This is a genomic window from Roseococcus sp. YIM B11640 (assembly GCF_049727625.1).
In the GTDB taxonomy this organism is placed as follows: Bacteria; Pseudomonadota; Alphaproteobacteria; order Acetobacterales; family Acetobacteraceae; genus Roseococcus.
Window position 1 is genome coordinate 586,622 of the sequence record NZ_JBBJOZ010000001.1, and the last position, 17,761, is coordinate 604,382.

The 17,761-nt window shown below is 70.7% G+C and carries 21 protein-coding genes; 7 read left to right on the plus strand and 14 right to left on the minus strand.

Annotated features, from left to right (window positions below; genetic code table 11):
• Window positions 1-9: 9 nt before the first annotated feature.
• On the minus strand, window positions 10-696 hold the full coding sequence (locus WJM96_RS02955; RefSeq protein WP_424810928.1) for a cyclase family protein: 687 nt from the start codon (window positions 694-696) through the stop codon (window positions 10-12).
• Window positions 697-713: 17 nt separating this feature from the next.
• Window positions 714-1,688: a Bug family tripartite tricarboxylate transporter substrate binding protein gene (locus tag WJM96_RS02960; RefSeq protein WP_424810929.1), complete on the minus strand. Its 975-nt coding sequence runs from the start codon at window positions 1,686-1,688 to the stop codon at window positions 714-716.
• Window positions 1,689-1,847: 159 nt separating this feature from the next.
• On the opposite strand from WJM96_RS02960, the gene WJM96_RS02965 reads away from it, so the two are divergent.
• Together WJM96_RS02965 and WJM96_RS02970 are read left to right on the plus strand one after the other, a co-directional pair.
• A complete protein-coding gene (locus WJM96_RS02965; protein ID WP_424810930.1) occupies window positions 1,848-2,666 on the plus strand; it encodes an IclR family transcriptional regulator in 819 nt (272 codons plus the stop codon).
• Window positions 2,663-4,024 (plus strand): amidase, encoded by a 1,362-nt coding sequence (locus WJM96_RS02970; RefSeq protein ID WP_424810931.1) that lies wholly within the window; start codon window positions 2,663-2,665, stop codon window positions 4,022-4,024. The genes WJM96_RS02965 and WJM96_RS02970 overlap by 4 nt, the downstream gene beginning before the upstream one ends.
• On the opposite strand, the gene WJM96_RS02975 is transcribed toward WJM96_RS02970, so the two are convergent.
• The gene (locus WJM96_RS02975) at window positions 4,021-4,437 is read right to left on the minus strand and encodes a hypothetical protein (RefSeq protein WP_424810932.1); all 417 of its coding nucleotides are present in this window, start codon (window positions 4,435-4,437) and stop codon (window positions 4,021-4,023) included. The genes WJM96_RS02970 and WJM96_RS02975 overlap by 4 nt on opposite strands.
• Window positions 4,438-4,625: 188 nt before the next feature.
• Here WJM96_RS02975 and WJM96_RS02980 point away from each other — a divergent pair, with 188 nt between their 5' ends.
• From WJM96_RS02980 to WJM96_RS02995, 4 genes are all read left to right on the plus strand, one after another.
• Window positions 4,626-6,044: a transglycosylase SLT domain-containing protein gene (locus WJM96_RS02980; RefSeq protein ID WP_424810933.1), complete on the plus strand. Its 1,419-nt coding sequence runs from the start codon at window positions 4,626-4,628 to the stop codon at window positions 6,042-6,044.
• 106 nt (window positions 6,045-6,150) lie between these two features.
• Window positions 6,151-7,200, plus strand: coding sequence for an amino acid ABC transporter substrate-binding protein (locus tag WJM96_RS02985; protein WP_424810934.1), 1,050 nt, complete (start codon window positions 6,151-6,153; stop codon window positions 7,198-7,200).
• Window positions 7,201-7,438: 238 nt separating this feature from the next.
• Window positions 7,439-8,461 (plus strand): amino acid ABC transporter substrate-binding protein, encoded by a 1,023-nt coding sequence (locus WJM96_RS02990; protein WP_424810935.1) that lies wholly within the window; start codon window positions 7,439-7,441, stop codon window positions 8,459-8,461.
• A gap of 96 nt (window positions 8,462-8,557) precedes the next feature.
• Complete coding sequence (locus tag WJM96_RS02995) at window positions 8,558-9,580, plus strand: amino acid ABC transporter substrate-binding protein (protein WP_424810936.1); 1,023 nt, start codon at window positions 8,558-8,560, stop codon at window positions 9,578-9,580.
• Between the two features lie 112 nt (window positions 9,581-9,692).
• Here WJM96_RS02995 and WJM96_RS03000 read toward each other — a convergent pair whose 3' ends face one another.
• The 8 genes from WJM96_RS03000 to WJM96_RS03035 all read right to left on the minus strand — a co-directional run bounded on the left by WJM96_RS03000 (window position 9,693) and on the right by WJM96_RS03035 (window position 15,054).
• Window positions 9,693-10,646: an acetamidase/formamidase family protein gene (locus WJM96_RS03000; RefSeq protein WP_424810937.1), complete on the minus strand. Its 954-nt coding sequence runs from the start codon at window positions 10,644-10,646 to the stop codon at window positions 9,693-9,695.
• A gap of 57 nt (window positions 10,647-10,703) precedes the next feature.
• Entirely contained in the window at window positions 10,704-11,342 is a 639-nt protein-coding gene (gene bluB / locus WJM96_RS03005) for a 5,6-dimethylbenzimidazole synthase (RefSeq protein ID WP_424811815.1), read from the minus strand.
• Complete coding sequence (gene corA / locus WJM96_RS03010; protein WP_424810938.1) at window positions 11,339-12,319, minus strand: magnesium/cobalt transporter CorA; 981 nt, start codon at window positions 12,317-12,319, stop codon at window positions 11,339-11,341. The genes bluB and corA overlap by 4 nt, the downstream gene beginning before the upstream one ends.
• A gap of 45 nt (window positions 12,320-12,364) precedes the next feature.
• A complete protein-coding gene (gene mtnC, locus WJM96_RS03015) occupies window positions 12,365-13,039 on the minus strand; it encodes an acireductone synthase (RefSeq protein ID WP_424810939.1) in 675 nt (224 codons plus the stop codon).
• A gap of 4 nt (window positions 13,040-13,043) precedes the next feature.
• Window positions 13,044-13,583 carry a 1,2-dihydroxy-3-keto-5-methylthiopentene dioxygenase gene (locus WJM96_RS03020; RefSeq protein WP_424810940.1) on the minus strand — a complete coding sequence of 180 codons (540 nt, stop codon included), beginning with the start codon at window positions 13,581-13,583 and terminating at the stop codon, window positions 13,044-13,046.
• Window positions 13,580-14,197 (minus strand): methylthioribulose 1-phosphate dehydratase, encoded by a 618-nt coding sequence (locus tag WJM96_RS03025; protein ID WP_424810941.1) that lies wholly within the window; start codon window positions 14,195-14,197, stop codon window positions 13,580-13,582. The genes WJM96_RS03020 and WJM96_RS03025 overlap by 4 nt, the downstream gene beginning before the upstream one ends.
• Before the next feature lie 51 nt (window positions 14,198-14,248).
• Window positions 14,249-14,515 (minus strand): twin-arginine translocase TatA/TatE family subunit, encoded by a 267-nt coding sequence (locus WJM96_RS03030; RefSeq protein WP_424810942.1) that lies wholly within the window; start codon window positions 14,513-14,515, stop codon window positions 14,249-14,251.
• A gap of 212 nt (window positions 14,516-14,727) precedes the next feature.
• Entirely contained in the window at window positions 14,728-15,054 is a 327-nt protein-coding gene (locus tag WJM96_RS03035) for a hypothetical protein (RefSeq protein WP_424810943.1), read from the minus strand.
• Window positions 15,055-15,259: 205 nt separating this feature from the next.
• Here WJM96_RS03035 and WJM96_RS03040 point away from each other — a divergent pair, with 205 nt between their 5' ends.
• Window positions 15,260-15,454 carry a hypothetical protein gene (locus WJM96_RS03040; protein ID WP_424810944.1) on the plus strand — a complete coding sequence of 65 codons (195 nt, stop codon included), beginning with the start codon at window positions 15,260-15,262 and terminating at the stop codon, window positions 15,452-15,454.
• A 16-nt stretch (window positions 15,455-15,470) separates the two neighbouring features.
• Here the strand turns inward: WJM96_RS03040 and WJM96_RS03045 are convergent, their stop codons facing one another.
• From WJM96_RS03045 to WJM96_RS03055, 3 genes are all read right to left on the minus strand, one after another.
• A complete protein-coding gene (locus WJM96_RS03045; RefSeq protein WP_424810945.1) occupies window positions 15,471-16,445 on the minus strand; it encodes a Bug family tripartite tricarboxylate transporter substrate binding protein in 975 nt (324 codons plus the stop codon).
• Between the two features lie 32 nt (window positions 16,446-16,477).
• A complete protein-coding gene (locus tag WJM96_RS03050; protein ID WP_424810946.1) occupies window positions 16,478-17,011 on the minus strand; it encodes a CHAP domain-containing protein in 534 nt (177 codons plus the stop codon).
• Window positions 17,012-17,072: 61 nt separating this feature from the next.
• Window positions 17,073-17,687: a YjbF family lipoprotein gene (locus WJM96_RS03055; RefSeq protein ID WP_424810947.1), complete on the minus strand. Its 615-nt coding sequence runs from the start codon at window positions 17,685-17,687 to the stop codon at window positions 17,073-17,075.
• Window positions 17,688-17,761 lie beyond the last annotated feature (74 nt).

Sequence of the window (17,761 nt, forward strand, 5' to 3'; positions counted from 1 at the left end):
GGAAAGCGCTCAGTTGAACATCGCGACGGCGCGGATCGGACTCGCCGTGCCGCCGCGAATCTTCAGCGGGAAGCCGATGAAGGTGAAGCGCCCGCGCCCGAGCAGCGCGTCGAGGTTGGTCAGGCATTCCATATGCGTGATGCCGAGCTCCGCGCAGACCATGTGCGCCTGGAAATTCGGCTCACCCTCGGGTGCGGGGCTGATGGCCTCCACGCCGAACATCCCGATGCCCTGCTCCGCCAGCCACCGGATCGCGGGGATCGAGAGGCCGGCGAAGTCGTGCTGGTAGGCGGGCGTGCCGAGCAGCTTCGTGGTGCCGAAATAGATCAGCACCGTGTCGCCCTTCTGGATGGTCTGGCCGGACTTGGCGACGGCGGCCTGCACCTCCTCCAGCGTCGCGGAGGTGCGCAGCGGCACGTGCGAGAGATCGATGCAGAAGGCGGAGGTGTAGAACTTCTCCAGCGGCATCTGGTCGATCGAGAGCGCCTCCGGGCGCGGGTCGAAATGCACCGGCGCGTCCACATGGCTGCCCGCGTGGTCGGAGAACGCGATGGAGAGCGCCTTGCTGGTGAAGGTGGTGTTGCCCGCCTTCTTCGGCTCCGAATGATCGTTCCAGACCGTCATGATGACCGGCGGGTGCGAGGGGTGCGCCTGCGTCTTGTGGAAGAGCTCGCGGCTGAGATCGACGAATTCCATGGTCTTGTCCTTGCTGGCTACTCGACGCGGATGTTGGCGCGGCGGATGACGGCGCCCCAGCGCGCGCGGTCGCGGGCGATGTAGGCGGGAAGGTCGGCGCGGGAGACGGGCAGCGGGTCGCAGCCCATGTCGAGCAGCTTCGTGCCCACGGCGGGCTGCGCCATCAGCTGCTCGAACTTGTCGCCGAGCCAGTTCACGATGGGCGCCGGCGTGTCCGCATGCACGAAGAGCGCGTAGTAGAGCACCGCCTCGTAGTCGCGGAATCCCGCCTCGGTCAGGGCGGGCACGTCGGGCAGGCGCGGGTGGCGCGTGGCGGTCGTAACCGCGATGGGCCGCACGCTGCCGGATTGGATATGCGGCAGCGCGGTCGGCATGGTGTCGATGGTCAGGTCCACCTGGCCCGCGAGCAGCGCCGCCGTCGCGGGCGCCGTGCCCCGGAAGGGCACGTGATTCAGCTCGATCCCCGCATGGCTCTCCAGCAGCAGCATCGAAAGGTGCGTGCCGGTCCCCACGCCCGAGGTGCCGTAGCTGATCTGGCCGGGCCGCGACTTCGCCAGGGCGATGAGGCCCGCGACATCCGTCACGCCCAGGTTGTTCCGCACGTAGATGACCTGCGCGACGTTCCCCGCGGCCGCGATGGGCACGAGGCTCACGGCGGGGTCGTAGCCCAGCGTCCGCATCTCCGGGTTGAAGGAGTGCGTGGACTGGTTGCCCATGAAGACGGTGTAGCCATCGGCCGGCGAGCGGATCGCCGCCTCGGTGCCGATGGAGCCGCCGCCGCCCGAGCGGTTCTCCACCACCACCGATTGCCCGATCGCGGGCCGCGCGGCTTCCGCGATGACGCGCGACATCACGTCCGCTGCGCCGGCGGGCGGGAAGGGTACCAGCAGGCGCAGGCTGCGATTGGGGAAGTTGCCGACCTGCCCGAAGGCGGGCGCGGCGGCGAGGCTGGCGGCGGCGGCGAAAAGGCCACGGCGGGAAAAGGCGCGCATCGGCGGAACTCCCGGTTGGAGGCGGCCGTGATGATGGCGATGGTCCTTCCGTGTCCAATCCTTCAGGAGCGTCCACAATGTGGAAAATGGGCGCTGCCGGGATTGCTTGCCCGGACCATGCAAAGCAAGCTTTCTCCCCGCAAGGCATGGTTCCACATAGTGGAAGAAAATCGCACTAAATCCGCACCACGCAGCCGTGACGGCGCCCAGACCATCCACCGCACCGCCGCCCTGCTGCGCGAGATCGCGGCCGCGCGGGGTGGCGGCGCCTCCCTCGGCGCGCTGGCCTCGGCCACCGGGCTGGTTCCTTCCACCGCGCATCGCATGCTCCAGGCCTTGGTGAAGGAGGAGCTGCTGGCCAAGGACGCCGCCAGCCGCGCCTATCGGCCGGGGCGGTTGCTCTACGAGCTCGGCCTCGCCGCCGCGCCGCCCTTCGACCTGCGCAAGCTCTGCGAGCCGGTCCTGCGGCGCCTGGCGGAGGCGACGGGCGATTCCACCTACCTCACCGTCCGCAGCGGGGAGGACGCGCTCTGCCTCGACCGCTGCGAGGGCAGCTTCCCGATCAAGGCGCTGCCGCTGGAGGTCGGGAACCGGAGGCCGCTCGGCGTCGGGGCGGGCGCGCTGGCCGTGCTGGCGGCGCTGCCGCGGCCGGAGCGCGAGCAGGCGGTCCTCGCCAATGCCGCGCGCTACCCGCGCTACCGCATCACGCCCGAGCGGGTGAGGGAGGAACTGCAAGCGACGGACCGGCGCGGCTACGCCGTCACCACCGGCCGTTTCGTGGCGCGCTATCGCGGCGTCGCGGTGCCCTTCGGCGCCGGCGCGGCGCCCGCGGCCTCGCTCTGCATCGTCGCGATCTCCGAGCGCCTGAAGCCGGAGCGGCTGGAGCGTGTCGCGGCGCTGCTGTCGCGCGAGGCCCGCACCCTCAATGGCCTGCTCGCCCAGCAGGCCCATCCTGAACCGGCCGGAGACTGGACGTGAGGACATTCGAACGCGAAAGCGCCGCGAGCATGGCGCGACGGCTCGACGCCGGGGAAACGACGCCGGTCGCGCTCGTCGAGCAGAGCCTCGCGCGCATCGCCGCGCTGGACGGGGAGCTGCACGCCTGGGCGCATGTCGCGGCCGAGGAGGCCCGCGCGGCGGCGCGCGAGGCGGAGGCGCGGCAGAAGGCCGGCCAGCGCCTCGGGCCGCTCGATGGCGTTCCGGTCGGCGTGAAGGACAACCTGTTCGTGAAGGGCATGCCCGCGCGCTGGGGCAGCACCTTCTTCCAGGACCATGTGCCCGAGCGCGACGACATCGTGGTGGAACGCCTGCGCGCGGCGGGCGCCATCATCATGGGCAAGACCAGCACGCCGGAATTCGCGCTTTCCGGCCGCACCTTCAGCCCTGTCACGGGCCACACGCGCCACCCGATGGATCCGCGACTCACGCCCGGCGGTTCCAGCGGCGGGGCCGTGGCCTCCATCTGCGCGGGCATGGTGCCGCTGGGCGTCGCGACCGATGCCGGGGGCTCCACGCGCCTGCCCGCGGGCTATGGGGGCCTCTACGGGCTCCGCCCCTCCAATGGCCGCGTCCCGCGCCGCTGGGGCTTCCCGCCCATGGCGATGGATTTCCAGGCCGTCGGCCTCATCGCGGGGACGCTGGAGGATCTGGAGCTGCTCTACGCTGCGCTCATCGGCCCCGATGCGCGCGACCCCACCTCCCAGCGCCTGCCGCCGGATCCGCGGGTGGATGGCGGCATCCGCGTGGGCTGGCTCAACGCCTATGGCCAGGAGCTGGTGGACCCGCATGTGCGCCGTGCCGTGGAGCTGGCCGCCAAGCGGCTCGCGTCGCTGGGCCTGGAGGTCGCGCCCGCCGCGCCGCCCTACGACCTCGCCGCGATCCGGGAGATCTGGGGCATCATCCCCGTGGCCGGGGTGGCGCGGATGGCCAGCCGCTTCCCGAAGCGCTGGGCGAGCGATTCCAGCGAGTCGCTGCGCCCGATGGCCGAACGGGGATCGCGCCTTTCCATCCCCGAGCTGGTGGACGCGGTGGACCGGCTGAATGCCTTCCGCGCCGATGTCTCGGCCGCCTGGGGCGCGTACGACCTGCTGCTCATGCCCAGCGCCGCCGCCCCCGCCTGGCCGGCCGAGGACGAGTTCCCGCGCGAGATCGATGGCAAGCCGGGCCATCCGCGCGCGATGAACGTGTTTTCGACCTGGGTGAATGCGGTCGGGTATCCGGGGCTGAACGTGCCGGGCGAGACACATCCGGACGGGCGGCCGATCGGCGTGCAGCTCGTAGGCCGGTATGGCGCGGAGAAGCTGCTTTTCGAGGTGGCGCGTCTCCTGGCGGCCTAGGTCCCCGGCAGCAGCTCCGGCCGCTCGGCCGTCGTCACGCTGACCTGCTGGCCGATTCGCCAGCTCTCGCCCGCCGGCCGCGTGAAGGCGATGTCGCGGCCGCGATCCAGGCGCACCACGACCTCCATCCCCGCCTGCTGACTTGCGCTGCCGCCTGTCGAGACGGCCAGCACCTGCGAGATCGCGCGCTGCCGCGACTCGCCGGCCGAGGCCGAGCCCAGCGGACGGACGCCCACCACATGGCCGGTCTGCCGCGAGGGCTGTGGCGCCAAGGTCGCACCCGTCGCATCCGCCGGCTGCGAGGGAGCGCCGCCAGGGCCGCAACCGGCCGCCAACAAGCACAGAACGGGAACGATCTTCAGGCCGGGGTTGAACATGTGACCATCATGCCGCAGCATGCGGCCGTCTGCCATGGGCCATGTCACCTTTGCCCTGATGTGGTCTTCTTTTCTTGCTCCATGGGGAGCGCCGCCGGTAGGTTCTGGCCTCAGCCATGCCCACTGTGCGGCTCGGTTTCATCGCTGCCGTGTCCTGTTGACCATGGGGGTGGTTCCTGGGACGTCTCGGTTTCCAGGCAGCGATCAGGGGGAGTTTCTGGGGAATGCCCATCTTCGTCGTGCGCCGAGCCCGTCGGCTGGTTCGCCCTTTGGCTGCGCTTGGCGTGATCGCGAGCCTCGCGGCCTGCGGATCGCAGCCGTCGAGCGGTCCCACCGCATCCAGCCATCACGCCCGCCGCAGCTATGATCCGCCGGGCCCGGCCAGCGACCCGTGGGGGCCCTGGATCCGCGAGGCCTCGCGCCGCTTCGACGTGCCGGAGCAGTGGATCCGCAGCGTGATGCGCCAGGAATCCGGCGGCCGCGCCACCGCCACCTCGCCCGTCGGGGCCATGGGCCTGATGCAGGTGATGCCCGGCACCTATCGCGAGCTGCAGCGCCGCCACGACCTGGGCGACGACCCCTACCACCCCTACGACAACCTGATGGCCGGCACGGCCTATCTGCGCGAGATGTACAACCTCTACGGTTCGCCCGCCTTCCTGGCCGCGTACAACGCCGGCCCGCGGCGCCTGGAGGACTACCTCTACAACAACCGCGGCCTGCCCGCCGAGACGCGCAACTACGTCGCCCGCGTCGGCCCCAACGTGATCCGTTCCAGCCCGGTCCGCCGCGCGCCGGCCGAGGTTTACGCGGCCGCCGAGGTTCCGCTGCGCATTCCCGCCGGCCCGCGCCGCATGGATGCGAGCATGCAGATGGCGCTGGCCGAGGCCCGCCAGATCCGCGAGTCCAACGCCCAGTACGCCTCCCTCCCGCCTGCCGAGCCGCGCATCGCGCCGGTGCGTGGCGGCACGGTGCTCGCCTCGGCCGCGCCATCCGGTGGCGGCAGCCTCGCCGAGACCGGCGGCGGTGCCGTCAGCTCCTCGGGCGCCGTGGCCAGCAGCCTCGCCGCCAGCAGCCTCGGTGGCGGCAGCCTGGCCGAATCCGGCGGTGGCCGCGTGTGGCGGCCCGAGGGCACGGTCGTCGCGGCGATGGAGCCGATCCGCGACAGCGAGCCCGCGCCCACCCCGTCCAGCGGCAGCATCGTCGTGGCCCGCATGGACCCGATCCCCGATGGCTCGACGCCGGAAGGCGCCGCGCGCCTCGCCGAGGCCAATTCGCGTTCCGAGCGCGCCGTGCCGCAGCTCGTGGCCAGCCGGCCGCCGGTGGCCGCGCAGCCCTCGCGCTTCAGCTTCATCGGCACGGCGAATGCGGGCACGCTGCCCGCCGCCCTGCGCCCGGCCGTCGCCACCAACGGCAACTGGGCGGTGCAGGTCGGCGCCTTCACCTCGACGGACCAGGCGCGCCGCGCGGCCCAGGGCGCGCAGGGCAACCTGGGCAATGGCCGCGTCGTCGTGATGCCGGTGCAGGTTGGCCGCGCGACGCTCTACCGGGCGCGCGTGGCGGGCCTCAGCCAAGGCAGCGCGCAGACCGCCTGCGGGCGCGTGCGCTCGGCCAGCGGCTGCAACGTGATCGCGCCGGACTAAGCGGCGCGCTGCATTTCATTGCTTGATCCGAATCCGTCGCGGAGGCAGCCTCGCCTTCCGCGGCGGGCTGCACCAATCGCGCCGGCGGCTTGGGAGAGGATCGAGAATGCTGACTTCCTGGTTGCGCGCGCCATTGGCCGCGCTCGCCTTCTGCGCGGCCGCCTGGACCGCGACCGAGGCTTCGGCGCAAGCCAACCTCACATCGCCCACGCTCAACCAGATCCGCCAGCGCGGCACCCTGATCTGCGGCGTCAACGCCCAGACCCCGGGCTTCACCACCATCGACAGCCGCGGCGAGTATCGCGGCATGGTGGCCGATCTTTGCCGCGGCCTCTCCGCCTCGATCTTCGGCGACGCGACCAAGGTGCGCTTCGTGCCGCTCTCCTTCGCCACGCGCTTCACCGCGCTGAACGCGGGCGAGGTGGACCTCCTCTTCCTCACCAGCACCATGACCGTGCTGCGCGACACCACGCTCGGCCTGCGCTTCGTCGAGCCGTATTTCTATGACGGCCATGGCTTCATGGCGCGGCGCGACGCCAATGTGCAGAACGTGCGCGGCCTGGCCGGCGCGACCATCTGCCTGAATCCCGGCACGACCAACGAGCAGATCACGGCGGAATACTTCCGCAGCCAGAACCTGCAGTTCCGCCCCGTGCTGCTGGAGCAGAACGAGCAGGTGCTGGCCGCCCTCTCCGCCGGCCGTTGCGATGCCTTCGGCTTCGACGCCTCGGGCCTCGCCGCCATGCGCTCGGCCCTGCCCAACCCGAATGACTGGGTGATCCTGCCCGAGCGCTTCTCGAAGGAGCCCTACACCGCCGTGATCCGCCGTGGCGACGAGCGGTGGTTCGAGATCCTGCGCTGGTTCACCTTCGCGCTCATCGAGGCCGAGGAGCAGGGCGTGACGGCGGCGAATGCCGAGGAGATGCGACGCACCTCGCAGGACGCGAACGTCCGCCGCCTGCTGGGCGCGGTGCCCGAGGTGGGCCAGGGCATGGGCCTCGATCCGGCTTGGGCTTTCAACGCCATCCGTGCGATCGGCAATTACGGCGAGCTCTACAACCGCAGCCTCGGCCCAACCACGCCGCTGGCGATGCCGCGCGCGCAGAACGAGATCTGGACGCGCGGCGGCCTGCTCTACGCCCCGCCCTTCCGGTAAGCCCCAGACGCCGGGCGCGGGCTCCGCGCGGCTGGCTCTGCGCTCCCGGCCCGAGGCTCGCCTCGGGCCGAAGTTTTCCGGGCTGCACAATTTCGCGGCGCTCCTGCGGCGCCGCGAGCGCAAATGCGGCGGCAATGGCGAAACGACCCTGCTGGCCTGCCGGATTCCCGCGTTGACGCTGCGCCACGCACCCCGCGACCATCCTTTCCGCCAATACAGGGATTGGGTGGTCAAGAACATGAAATGGAACATTCGCGCCGCGCTCGTCGCGGCCTTTGCCGTGACCTTTGGCGCCGGCGCCCAGGCCGGCCCGACGCTCGACCAGATCCGTGCCCGCGGGGCCGTGAACTGCGGCATCGGCACCGGCGTCGCGGGCTTCTCGCTGCCCGATAGCCGTGGCGTGTGGCAGGGCCTGGACGTGGATCTCTGCCGCGGCCTCGCCGTCGCGATCTTCAACGACATCTCGAAGGTGCGGTTCATCCCGCTCTCCTCCTCGACGCGCTTCACCGCGCTCGGCTCGGGCGAGGTGGATGTGCTCTTCCGCACCAGCACGCAGACCATGCTGCGCGACACCACGCTCGGCCTGCGCCATGCCACCACCTACTTCTACGACGGCCACGGCTTCATGGTCCGCAAGAGCCTCGGCGTGCAGCGGGTGCGCGACATGGCGGGCGCGGCCATCTGCCTCGTGCAGGGCACGACCAACGAGCAGGTGACAGCGGACTACTTCCGCAGCGTGAACGTGCAGTTCCGCCCCGTGGTCTTCGAGCGCACGGACCAGGCGCAGGCCGCGCTGCAGGCCGGGCGCTGCGACGCCTTCGGCACCGACGCCTCGCAGCTCGCGGCCGTGCGCTCGACCATGCAGACGCCCGCCGACTGGGAGATCCTGCCCGAGCGCTTCAGCAAGGAGCCCTACGGCGCCTACATCCGCCGCGGCGACGACGAGTGGTTCGACGTGGTGCGCTGGTACACCACCGCGCTCATCGAGGCCGAGGAGCAGGGCGTGACCCAGGCCAATGCGGAAGAGATGCGCCGCACCAGCACCAACGCCAACACGCGCCGCCTGCTGGGCGCGACGCCGGAGCTCGGCCAGTCGCTGAAGCTGGACCCGGCCTGGGCCTACAACGCGATCCGCGCCATCGGCAATTACGGCGAGCTCTATGAGCGCACCATGGGTGAGCGCACGCCGGTCGGCCTGCCGCGCGGCCCGAACAATCTCTGGACCAATGGCGGCCTGATGTACGCGCTGCCGATGCGTTGAGCTGGCCGTCACCGCAACGCAACACACGCATATGTTGACTTCCCCCGGATGCCTGCCGAGCATCCGGGGACTACCACAGGGACCAGGATCGCCAGAATGAAATGGAATATCCGTGCCGCGCTCGCCGCGGCATTCGCCGTTGCGATGGGCGCCGCTGCCCAGGCCGGCCCCACGCTCGACCAGATCCGCCAGCGAGGCCAGCTCGTCTGCGGCATCCACACCGGCAATGCCGGCATGTCGCTGCCCGACAGCCGGGGCGTGTGGCAGGGGCTCGAGGTCGATATGTGCCGCGGCCTGGCCGTCGCCATCTTCAACGACATCAACAAGATCCGCTTCGTGCCGCTGACGGCCTCGACGCGCTTCACCGCGCTGGGCTCGGGCGAGATCGACGTGCTCATCCGCGGCAGCACGCAGACCATGCTGCGCGACACCACGCTCGGCCTGCGCCACACCGTCACCTATTTCTATGACGGCCATGGCTTCATGGTCCGCAAGAGCCTGAACGTGCAGCGCGTGCGGGACCTGGGCGGCGCGACGATCTGCCTGATCCAGGGCACGACCAACGAGCAGGTGACGGCGGACTACTTCCGCAGCGTCAACGTGCCCTTCACCCCCGTGGTGTTCGAGCGCACGGACCAGGCGGCCGCCGCGCTGCAGGCCGGGCGCTGCGATGCCTTCGGCACCGATGCTTCGCAGCTTGCCGCCACGCGCTCGACCATGCAGACGCCGGGCGACTGGGTCGTGCTGCCGGAGCGCTTCAGCAAGGAACCCTACGCGGCCTATATCCGCCGGGGCGACGACGAGTGGTTCGACCTCGTGCGCTGGTACACCTATGCGCTGATCGAGGCGGAGGAGCTGGGCGTGACGGCGGCGAACGCCGAGGAGATGCGCCGCACCAGCACCAATGCCAGCGTCCGCCGCCTGCTGGGCGCGACGCCCGAGCTCGGCCAGTCGCTGAAGCTGGACCCGGCCTGGGCCTATAACGCGATCCGCGCCATCGGCAATTATGGCGAGCTTTATGAGCGCACCATGGGCGAGCGCACGCCGGTCGGCCTGCCGCGTGCCCAGAACAACCTCTGGACCAATGGCGGCCTGATGTACGCCCTGCCGATGCGCTGAGGGGGCCCGGGCGCCGGCAGGCCCGGCGCCCGGCTTCACTTCCCAGGATCACACGGCCGCGAAAGGCGGCGGAGCCAAGCGCGCGCAGCGCGCGCGCCCGGCGTTCGAGGGGCTAGAAGAGCAGGCCCTTCTTCAGCAGCCCGTGCACGCCCTTCTCGCCGTTCACGGTCTGCGTCACGTGGAAATCCACGGCCAGCGAGCAGAACTGGTAGGCGTCCGCCGCGCTGAGGTTGGTGCGGCTGGTGATGAAGCCGATCATCTCGCGCAGGGCCTTCTTCATCGCCTCGTCGAGATCCTCGTGCATCCCCATGGTGATGAAATGCGTCTTGGTCTCGGCGCGCGGGTAGAGCAGGCCGGCATCCTTCTCCACCGTCAGGCGGAAATGGCCGGTGAGGCACATCTCCAGCGCGTTGATGCAGACCTCGCCGTCGCCCTGCACCCCATGGCCGTCGCCGGCGGAGAAGAGCCCGCCCTCGACATGCACCGGCAGGAAGAGCGTGGCGCCCTCGCCGATCTCCTTGTTGTCCAGGTTGCCGCCATGGGCGCGCGGCTCCTTGGTCGAGATCGCGCCCCATTCCGGCGGCGGGGCCACGCCCATCACGCCGAAGAAGGGCGAGAGCGGCAGGTCGATGCCGGGGCCGACCGGCACGTGGCCTGTGCGCTTCTCATGGTCCACCGGGATGTGGAGCATGCGGCGGTAGGGGAAATCCTCCGGCAGCGTGCCGCCGAGCGGGCGAAAGCCGCAGAAGCCCCATTCGGCGCCGAGCTCGATCTTCTCGATATCCACGCGCAGCACGTCGCCGGGCTTGGCGCCCTTCACGGCGACGGGGCCGGTCAGGATGTGCGGACCGAGGCGCGGCGGGTTGCTGGCGTGGATGGCGGTCAGGGCCGGCGGGATGTTGAGGCCGAGCGCCACGGCCTCGGCGATCACGTCCGGCGCGCCGGAGACGCATTGCAGCACCACGAGGTCGCCGCTCTCCACCTCCAGCACGGGCTTGTAGCTGGCGTCGAAGGTGCCCCAGCGGATGGTCTGAGGGGTGGCGGAAACATGGTGGGTGGCGGCCATCGGCGACTCCTGGTCAGGCCGCGATGAAGCCGGGCGCGGCTGCGGCGGTCAAGGCGGTCAACGCCTGAGGATGCGCCCGGCCTCCGGGTCGCGGCCCTGCCAGCCCCTCCGGTCCAGTTCCGGCGTCTCTTCCTCGCGCTCCGGATAGCCGAGGCAGAGATAGGCGGTCAGTGCCCAGCTCCCGGGCACGTCCAGGATCGCCGCCACGCGCCCGGCGCGCAGGATGGAGACCCATCCCACACCGATCCCGCGCGCGCGGGCAGCGAGCCAGAGCGTCAGCACCGCGCCCATGGCGGAAGCGCGCAAGGTCTCGGGCATGGTCGCGCGGCCCAGACCATGGCCGGTCCGCGTCTGCTCGTCGCAGAAGACGGCGAGGTGGACCGGCGCCTCCTGCAGCCCCGCGAGCTTGAGCGCGGCATAGGCGGCCTGGCGCTCCTCCGGCTGCGCGGCCAGGGCGGCGGCGTTGCATTCCTCGAATTCGGCGCGGATCGCGGCACGGCAACCGGGGCTGTCCACCGCCACGAACCGCCAGGGCTGGCTGTTGCCGACCGACGGCGCGAGGCAGGCGCGCTCCACCAGGGCTTCGAGCGTGCCTTCCGGCAAGGGGTCGCGGCGGAAGTGCCGCACGTCGCGCCGCCAGCGCAGCAGCAGGTCGAGCTGCTCGCGGAAGGCCGCGTCGAAGCCGGGGAGTGTCAGAGCCAGCCCTTCCGCTTGAAGTACCAGACCGGCACCACCGCGGTCGCGACCATGAGGATGAGCGCGAGCGGATAGCCGCTCACCCATTCCAGCTCGGGCATGTGCTGGAAGTTCATGCCGTAGATGCTGGCGATCAGCGTCGGCGGCATCAGCGCCACGCTCACGACCGTGAAGGTCTTGATGATGTTCGTCTGCTCGACATTGATGATGCCGAGCACGGCATCCAGCAGGAAGGTCGCCTTGTTGTTGAGGAAGTTCGCGTGCTCGACCAGGGAGCGCACGTCGCGGACCAGCGTCTTGATGGTGCCCTGGTTCTCCTTGCGCACGGCCGTCGCCTTCTCGGCGCCCACGAAGGTCAGGATCCGGTTGAGGCCGAGCAGCGTCTCCGAGGCGCGCGTCGTGACTTCACCAACCTGGCCGAGGGTGACCAGCGTCTCCTTCAGGTCGTTCTGGCCGAGCGTCACCTCGCCCGGCTTGCCGCGGCGGAAGGCGGCGTGGCTCGCGCGGTCCATGTCGGCGCCGATGCGCTCCAGGATGTCGGCGAGGCGGTCCACGATCTGCTCGAAGAGATGCAGCATCACCGCGTCGCCGCTGTTGAGCAGCGAGGGCGATTTCTGGCAGCGCGCGGCGAAGACCGGGAAGGCCTTGGGCGTGGCGTAGCGCACGGTGACGAGCGAGTTGTAGGCCAGCACGAAGGAGATCGGCGTCGAGCTGAATTCCCCCGTCTCCACGCCGTAGAGGAAGTTGGCGGTGAGGACGAGCGACTCCCCCTCGCGATAGAGGCGCGAGGAGCTTTCGATCTCCTGCATTTCCTCGCGCGTCGGGATTTCGAGGCCGAGCGCGTTCTGGACGGCGTTCTCCTCGTCGCGCGTCGGCTGCATCAGGTCGATCCAGATGGCCTGGCGAAGGGACTGGGCGTCGTGCACGCCTTCGCGCATCGCGAGTTGGCCGTTCTCGACGGTGTAGGTCGTCAGCATGGGCGGCGCTCCGCGCGACGTAGGCGGTTGAGAGGGGGTAGGCTGTCACGCCGCGAGAAGCGGCGTCACCTCCGTGAAATCATGGGCCTCGGGATGGCGGCCGGAGGGCCTGGTGCCATCCTCGGCACGGACGAGCTGGCAGGTCGCGAGGCCCGCCTCGCGCGCCGCGTCCAGCTCCTCCGCGACATCGGACAGGAAGAGGATGCGCGCCGGCTCCACGCCCCAGGCCCGGGCGATGTTGGCGTAGCTCGCGGCCTCGCGCTTCATGCCCATGCGCGTGTCGAAGAAGCCCTCGAAGAGGGGCTCCAGATCCCCCGCCTCGGAATGGCGGACGATGAGGCGCTGCGCTTCCTCGCTGCCCGAGGAATAGATGGCGAGATGCAGGCCGCGGGCGTGCCATTCCCGCAGCGCGCCGGGCACATCGGGCCAGAGATGGCCCTTCAGCTCGCCGGCCTTGTAGCCCTCGCGCCAGATGAGGCCCTGCAGCGTCTTGAGGGGCGTGACCTTGGCGTCGGCCGCCATCCAGGCACGCAGCTGCGCGAGCTTGTCCTCGCCCGGCACCTCGGCAAGCGCCGCCGCCACCTCCGCCTCGCCGCCATGCCGCGCCAGGAACCCCTCGAGCGCGGAGGCCGCGTAGGGGAAGAGGCTGCGATGGACGAAGGCGATGGCGGTGGTGGTCCCCTCGATGTCCGTCAGGACATGCGTGATCCCACCCGACACGCGGCTATCCGACCACGACCGGAAACTTGTCGGCCATGTCGGTGCCGGTGTAGTGCGGCGTCCAGCCCGTGGTGTCGGTGAAGACGCGCAGCGCCGTGACATGCGGGTTCAGGCCGCTGTCGAACCAGTGCTTGGTGTTCGCCGGCACCGAGATCAGGTCGCCCCGCGTGCAATGCGCGTCGAAGACCTTGCCGTCCACATGCATCACGAAATTGCCCGCGCCCTCATGGAAGAAGCGGACCTCGTCCTCGGTATGGATGTGCTCCGACAGGAACTTCTGCCGGATCGCGTCCTTCTGCGGATTGTCGGCCGTGAGGCGGATCACGTCGGCGGTCCCGGCCTTCGACTCCTTCAGGAGCGCGTCGAGCTTCGGGCGATAGGCCTCGAGCACCTCCTCGGCCGAGGCGCCGGGCGGCAGGTCGGCCACCGGCCATCGCTCGAAGCGCACGCCGATAGGGGCGAGGGCCTCCGCGATCTTCGCAGGGTCCTCGGTCTTCAGGAGCTCTGCCTGCGTGGCGGCATCCCAGACGGTCAAGCGGCTCATGGGCGCAATCTCCGTGCTTCCAGCTCGCAGGCGAGCATGAATTCCAGGGCTTCGAGGCGCATCAGCGCCCCCGGCATATCGCCGGCCCAGACATATAGTCCATGGCCGCGGATGAGGTAGCCCGGAGGATGGGCGGGGTCGGCATCCCAGGCCTGCGTCACGCGGGCCTGAAGCCGGGGAATATCCTGGTCATTGTCGACCACGGGCAGGCGGATCGCGGCCTCATGCGTCGGCAGGCCCGGAAATGCCTTCAACAATTCATATCCGGCGAGCGCGATGGCATCGCCCGACAGGCGCGAGAGCACGGTCGCGGGGACGGAATGGCCATGCAGGGCGGCGCCCGCTTCGGGAAAGCGGCGATAGATGCCGCAATGCAATCCGGTCTCGGCCGAGGGGCGGAGGTTGCTGTCCTCCGCGCGGCCGTCCAGGTCCACGGCCATCACCCCGTCTTCCGGGATGAAGCCCTTGTGAAAGCCGGAGCGCGTGATGGCGACGCGGCCATCCGGCAGGCGGACGGAGATGTTGCCGGCCGTCGCCGGCACCCAGCCGAGCGCGTCCATCCGCCGGCCGGCGGCGCGGATCGCCTCGGTCGCCATTTCCGGAATGGAGCGCATGTCGAGCCCGCCGAGCGGCCCGGGGCGAGGGGCGCCCGGGCCGGAGGTGAATCAGGCCGCGGGGCGGCCCGTCGTGTTGGTGGCGGCGGGCTGCGCGGTCGTCGCAGCCTGCTGCGGGCCAGGAATGCTGCCGGCGGGCGGCGCACTCTCGGCGGCCATGGAGGCGTCGCGAGCGGGCTCGTCCTCCTTGATGTTCGCCTTGAAGGATTTGATGCCCTTGGCCAGGTCGCCCATGAGGCCGCTGATCTTGCCGCTGCCGAACAGCAGCAGGACAACCATCAGGACGATCAACCAATGCCAGATGCTGAAGGAACCCATCGTCGCGCCTCGATCCCGTGGAGCTTATGTAATGGTGCGGAACCTAGAGCATCTTGGCCTCGAACAGAAGCCGCGATGCCCCGGGGGGCCATCAGCCTGGCCCCATCGGCCGGCCCTGGCATGCGATCCGGCCTCCGGATCGCGTCCCACCGACTTCCATGTGGTGCAAGCGCGCGCGGGACGCAATGCCCCCCGCGCGCCCCGGGTCGAAATCAGCGGCAGACGCGACGGGTGACGTTGCGCCAATAGGGGCGCCCCCACTGGTCGTGGTAGCGGACGCGGCGCGTCTCGTTCCAGCAACGCCGCCCGCGGCGCCAATGGCCGGGCGGGGGCCCCGGCGGGGGGCCATAGCCCGGCGGCGGACCAGGCGGATGGCCCGGCGGCGGGCCGGGCGGCGGGCCCCACTGCACGGGCTCGGCCCCGGGCGGGGGCACGGCGGCACCCACGACATTGCCGATGGCCGCGGCAGCCGGCCGCACGCCCAGCGCGGCGACGGCCGCGCCCGCGAGGCCCATCAAAATCATGCGACGGCGTTCCATCTCGTTCTTCCTTCCATCCATCCGCTGCAGTTCACGCCGGAAATGCGGTCGAAACAGGACCTTCGCAGGGCCGCTTCTCCATGAGTGCAACGTTGGGAAACCGAACGCATCGCAGCGTGGCGAGGTTTCCCATCCATATAAGGCAACCTTCGCAGGCATGCGGGCGTTCCCCAGGCAGCGTTCTTTCACATTCAGGGAACCCCTTATGCGACGCTTCCTGCTTCTTCTTCCCGTGGCGGCTCTCGGCCTTGGCCTCGCCGCCTGCGACAAGCCCGCCGGCCCTGCCGAGCGGGCCGGGCGCGAGCTCGACCGCGCGGGCGAACGGATCCGCGATGCCGTGGATCCGCCGAGCGGCCCGGCCGAACGCGCGGGCCGTGCCGTGGATCGCGCGTTGAACTAAAGGGGCGCGGGCGCCCTCAGCTCTCGGGGCGGATGTTCAGCCGATCGATGACGGGCCCCCAATGCGCCACCTCGTCGCGGATCAGCGCGGCGAGGGCGGCGGGGGGCGTGCCCAGCGGCTCGAAGCCCGCCGTCTCCAGCACGCGGCCCGTCTCCGGGGTCGAGAGGGCGCGGCCTGCCTCGGCCGCCAGGCGCTCGATGCGCTGGGGCGGCGTGCCGACGGGCGCGAAGAGGCCGATCCAGGCATAGACGCCCTGGCCCGGCTCGCCCTGTTCGGTCAGCAGGGGCACGTCCGGGATCTGGCTCATGCGCCGGTCGCCCGAGACGCCGATGGCGCGCACCTGGCCCTGCTGCGCCTGCGCGAGGACCGAACCGGCGGCCGCGGCCATGAGCTGGATGCGCCCCGCCACGATCTCCGTCACGGATTGCGGCACGGAGCGATAGGGCACGTGCGTCATGTCGAGGCCGTGGCGCGCCGCCATCTCGGCCACCAGCATATGGCCGGTGCTGCCCGCGCCGACCGAGCCGTAGTTCAGCTTGCCCGGATTGGCCTTCGCATATGCGATCAGCTCCGAGACGTTGTGCACCGGCACGCTGGGGTTCACCGCCAGCACGAAGGGCATGCGTGCGAGCAGCGAGACGGGCACGAGGTCGCGCACCGGATCGTAGCCGAGCTGCGGGTTCAGGATCTTCGCGATGGAGCCGGGGCCGCCGATGGTGACGCCGAAGCTGTGGCCATCCGTCGCGCGCGCCGCCGCCTCGGCGCCGATGGTGCCGCCGCCGCCCGCGCGGTTGTCCACCACGAAGGGCTGCCCGAAGACCTGGGCGAAATGCCCGGCCACGGCGCGGGCCGCGATATCGGGCGTGGAGCCGCCGGGGAAGCTCACGATCAGGCGCACGGGCCGGTCCGGCCACGCCTGTTGCGCCTGCGCGGCACCGGCGCCCAGGGCCAAGGCGGGAACGGCAAGAACGGCGCGGCGATGGGCGGGCATTACGATCCTCCGGGATTGGATCGGTTATGCCCTCATCTTCCCGCGAAATCGAGCCGGGGGTGGATGAAGCCCTGGCTTGCGAAAACGGTATTGCCGTAGTCCGCCGCGCCTGGATACCAGACGCGAACGGCCGTCCAGTCATTGTTCGGCGAGACGTCGAGCACCGGCTGGTCGCGCGCCACGCGGCCCCGGCCCGAGCCGTTGGCCCAGTTCGCGTGGTCCACCCGGATCTCCCTTGGCGAGACAATGCGCGAGACGACGGCGAGGTGCCCCGAGGGGAGGCGGCGCGTGCGCGCGATCACGAGCACGGAGCCCCGCGCCGGCCTCTGGCCGCGCTGGTAGCGGCCTTCCGCGGCGGTCCACCACTGCCAGGCGTCGCCGCGCAGGTCGATGCCCGAACGCTGCCGCGCGTAGGGAACGCAGGAGAGGTCGAGCGACGGGCCCGGATCGGGCACGCCCGCGATGGTGGGCCTGCGCCTGGGCGTGCTGCCGCAGCCCGCGAGCGACAGCAGGGTGATGAGACACAGCACGCCACGCCGCGACGGCGGAATGCTTGCGATCGGCACTGGAAAAGAACCCCCTGCGCGCTTCCCCCGAAGCGCGACGAGGCGATGCTACAGGATTCGGCTAATCGAAATCCAGCGCCAGCAGCCCCATCCCAGGGCCAGCCCATTGCTCGGCATAGCCGATGCGCCCGTTCTCGTCGGCCCAGAAGCGGTTGGTGACGGTGGACTGTCCCGGCACGCGGCAGCGCTCGACCACCACAATGTCGTTGTCCTCCGTCCGGTCCGCGCGCAGCCGGCAGTCGAAGGCGAGGCCGAAGCGCATGCTGGCCGGATCGCGCGAGGCGCCGGAGACGTCCACCAGGCGCCGCGCCTCGGCGCTGCGGTCCAGCAGGGCGCGCGGATCTTCCAGAGGGTCGGGCCCGTCGAAGCGCGTGCCGGTCACGATCTGCGGCAGACCCGCGGTCGCGACCACGCGCGCGCCATCGGTGGCCACCACCACGCCGCCGGGCGCCCGCCACATGCGCCGCTCGCCCTGCCGCTGGATGAGCACGGCGGTGGCCTGGCGCCGCCCGATGCGGAAGCGGATCTGCTGCGCATCCGGCTCGATCTCGCCGCTCTCGGCGGCGGCGATGGCCATGCGATCGGGTTCGCCCGAGAAGGGCAGGGCGGGCCAAAAGGAATTCGCCTCGCATCCGGCAAGAAAAAGCAGCGTCATCAGGACCGGAATCGTGCGCATCGGCGAAGAGTAGGAACAAGTTCCGGCGGTGGCGAGGGGGGTGTCTTGCCCAGTTCCGGCAAAACGCTCACAGA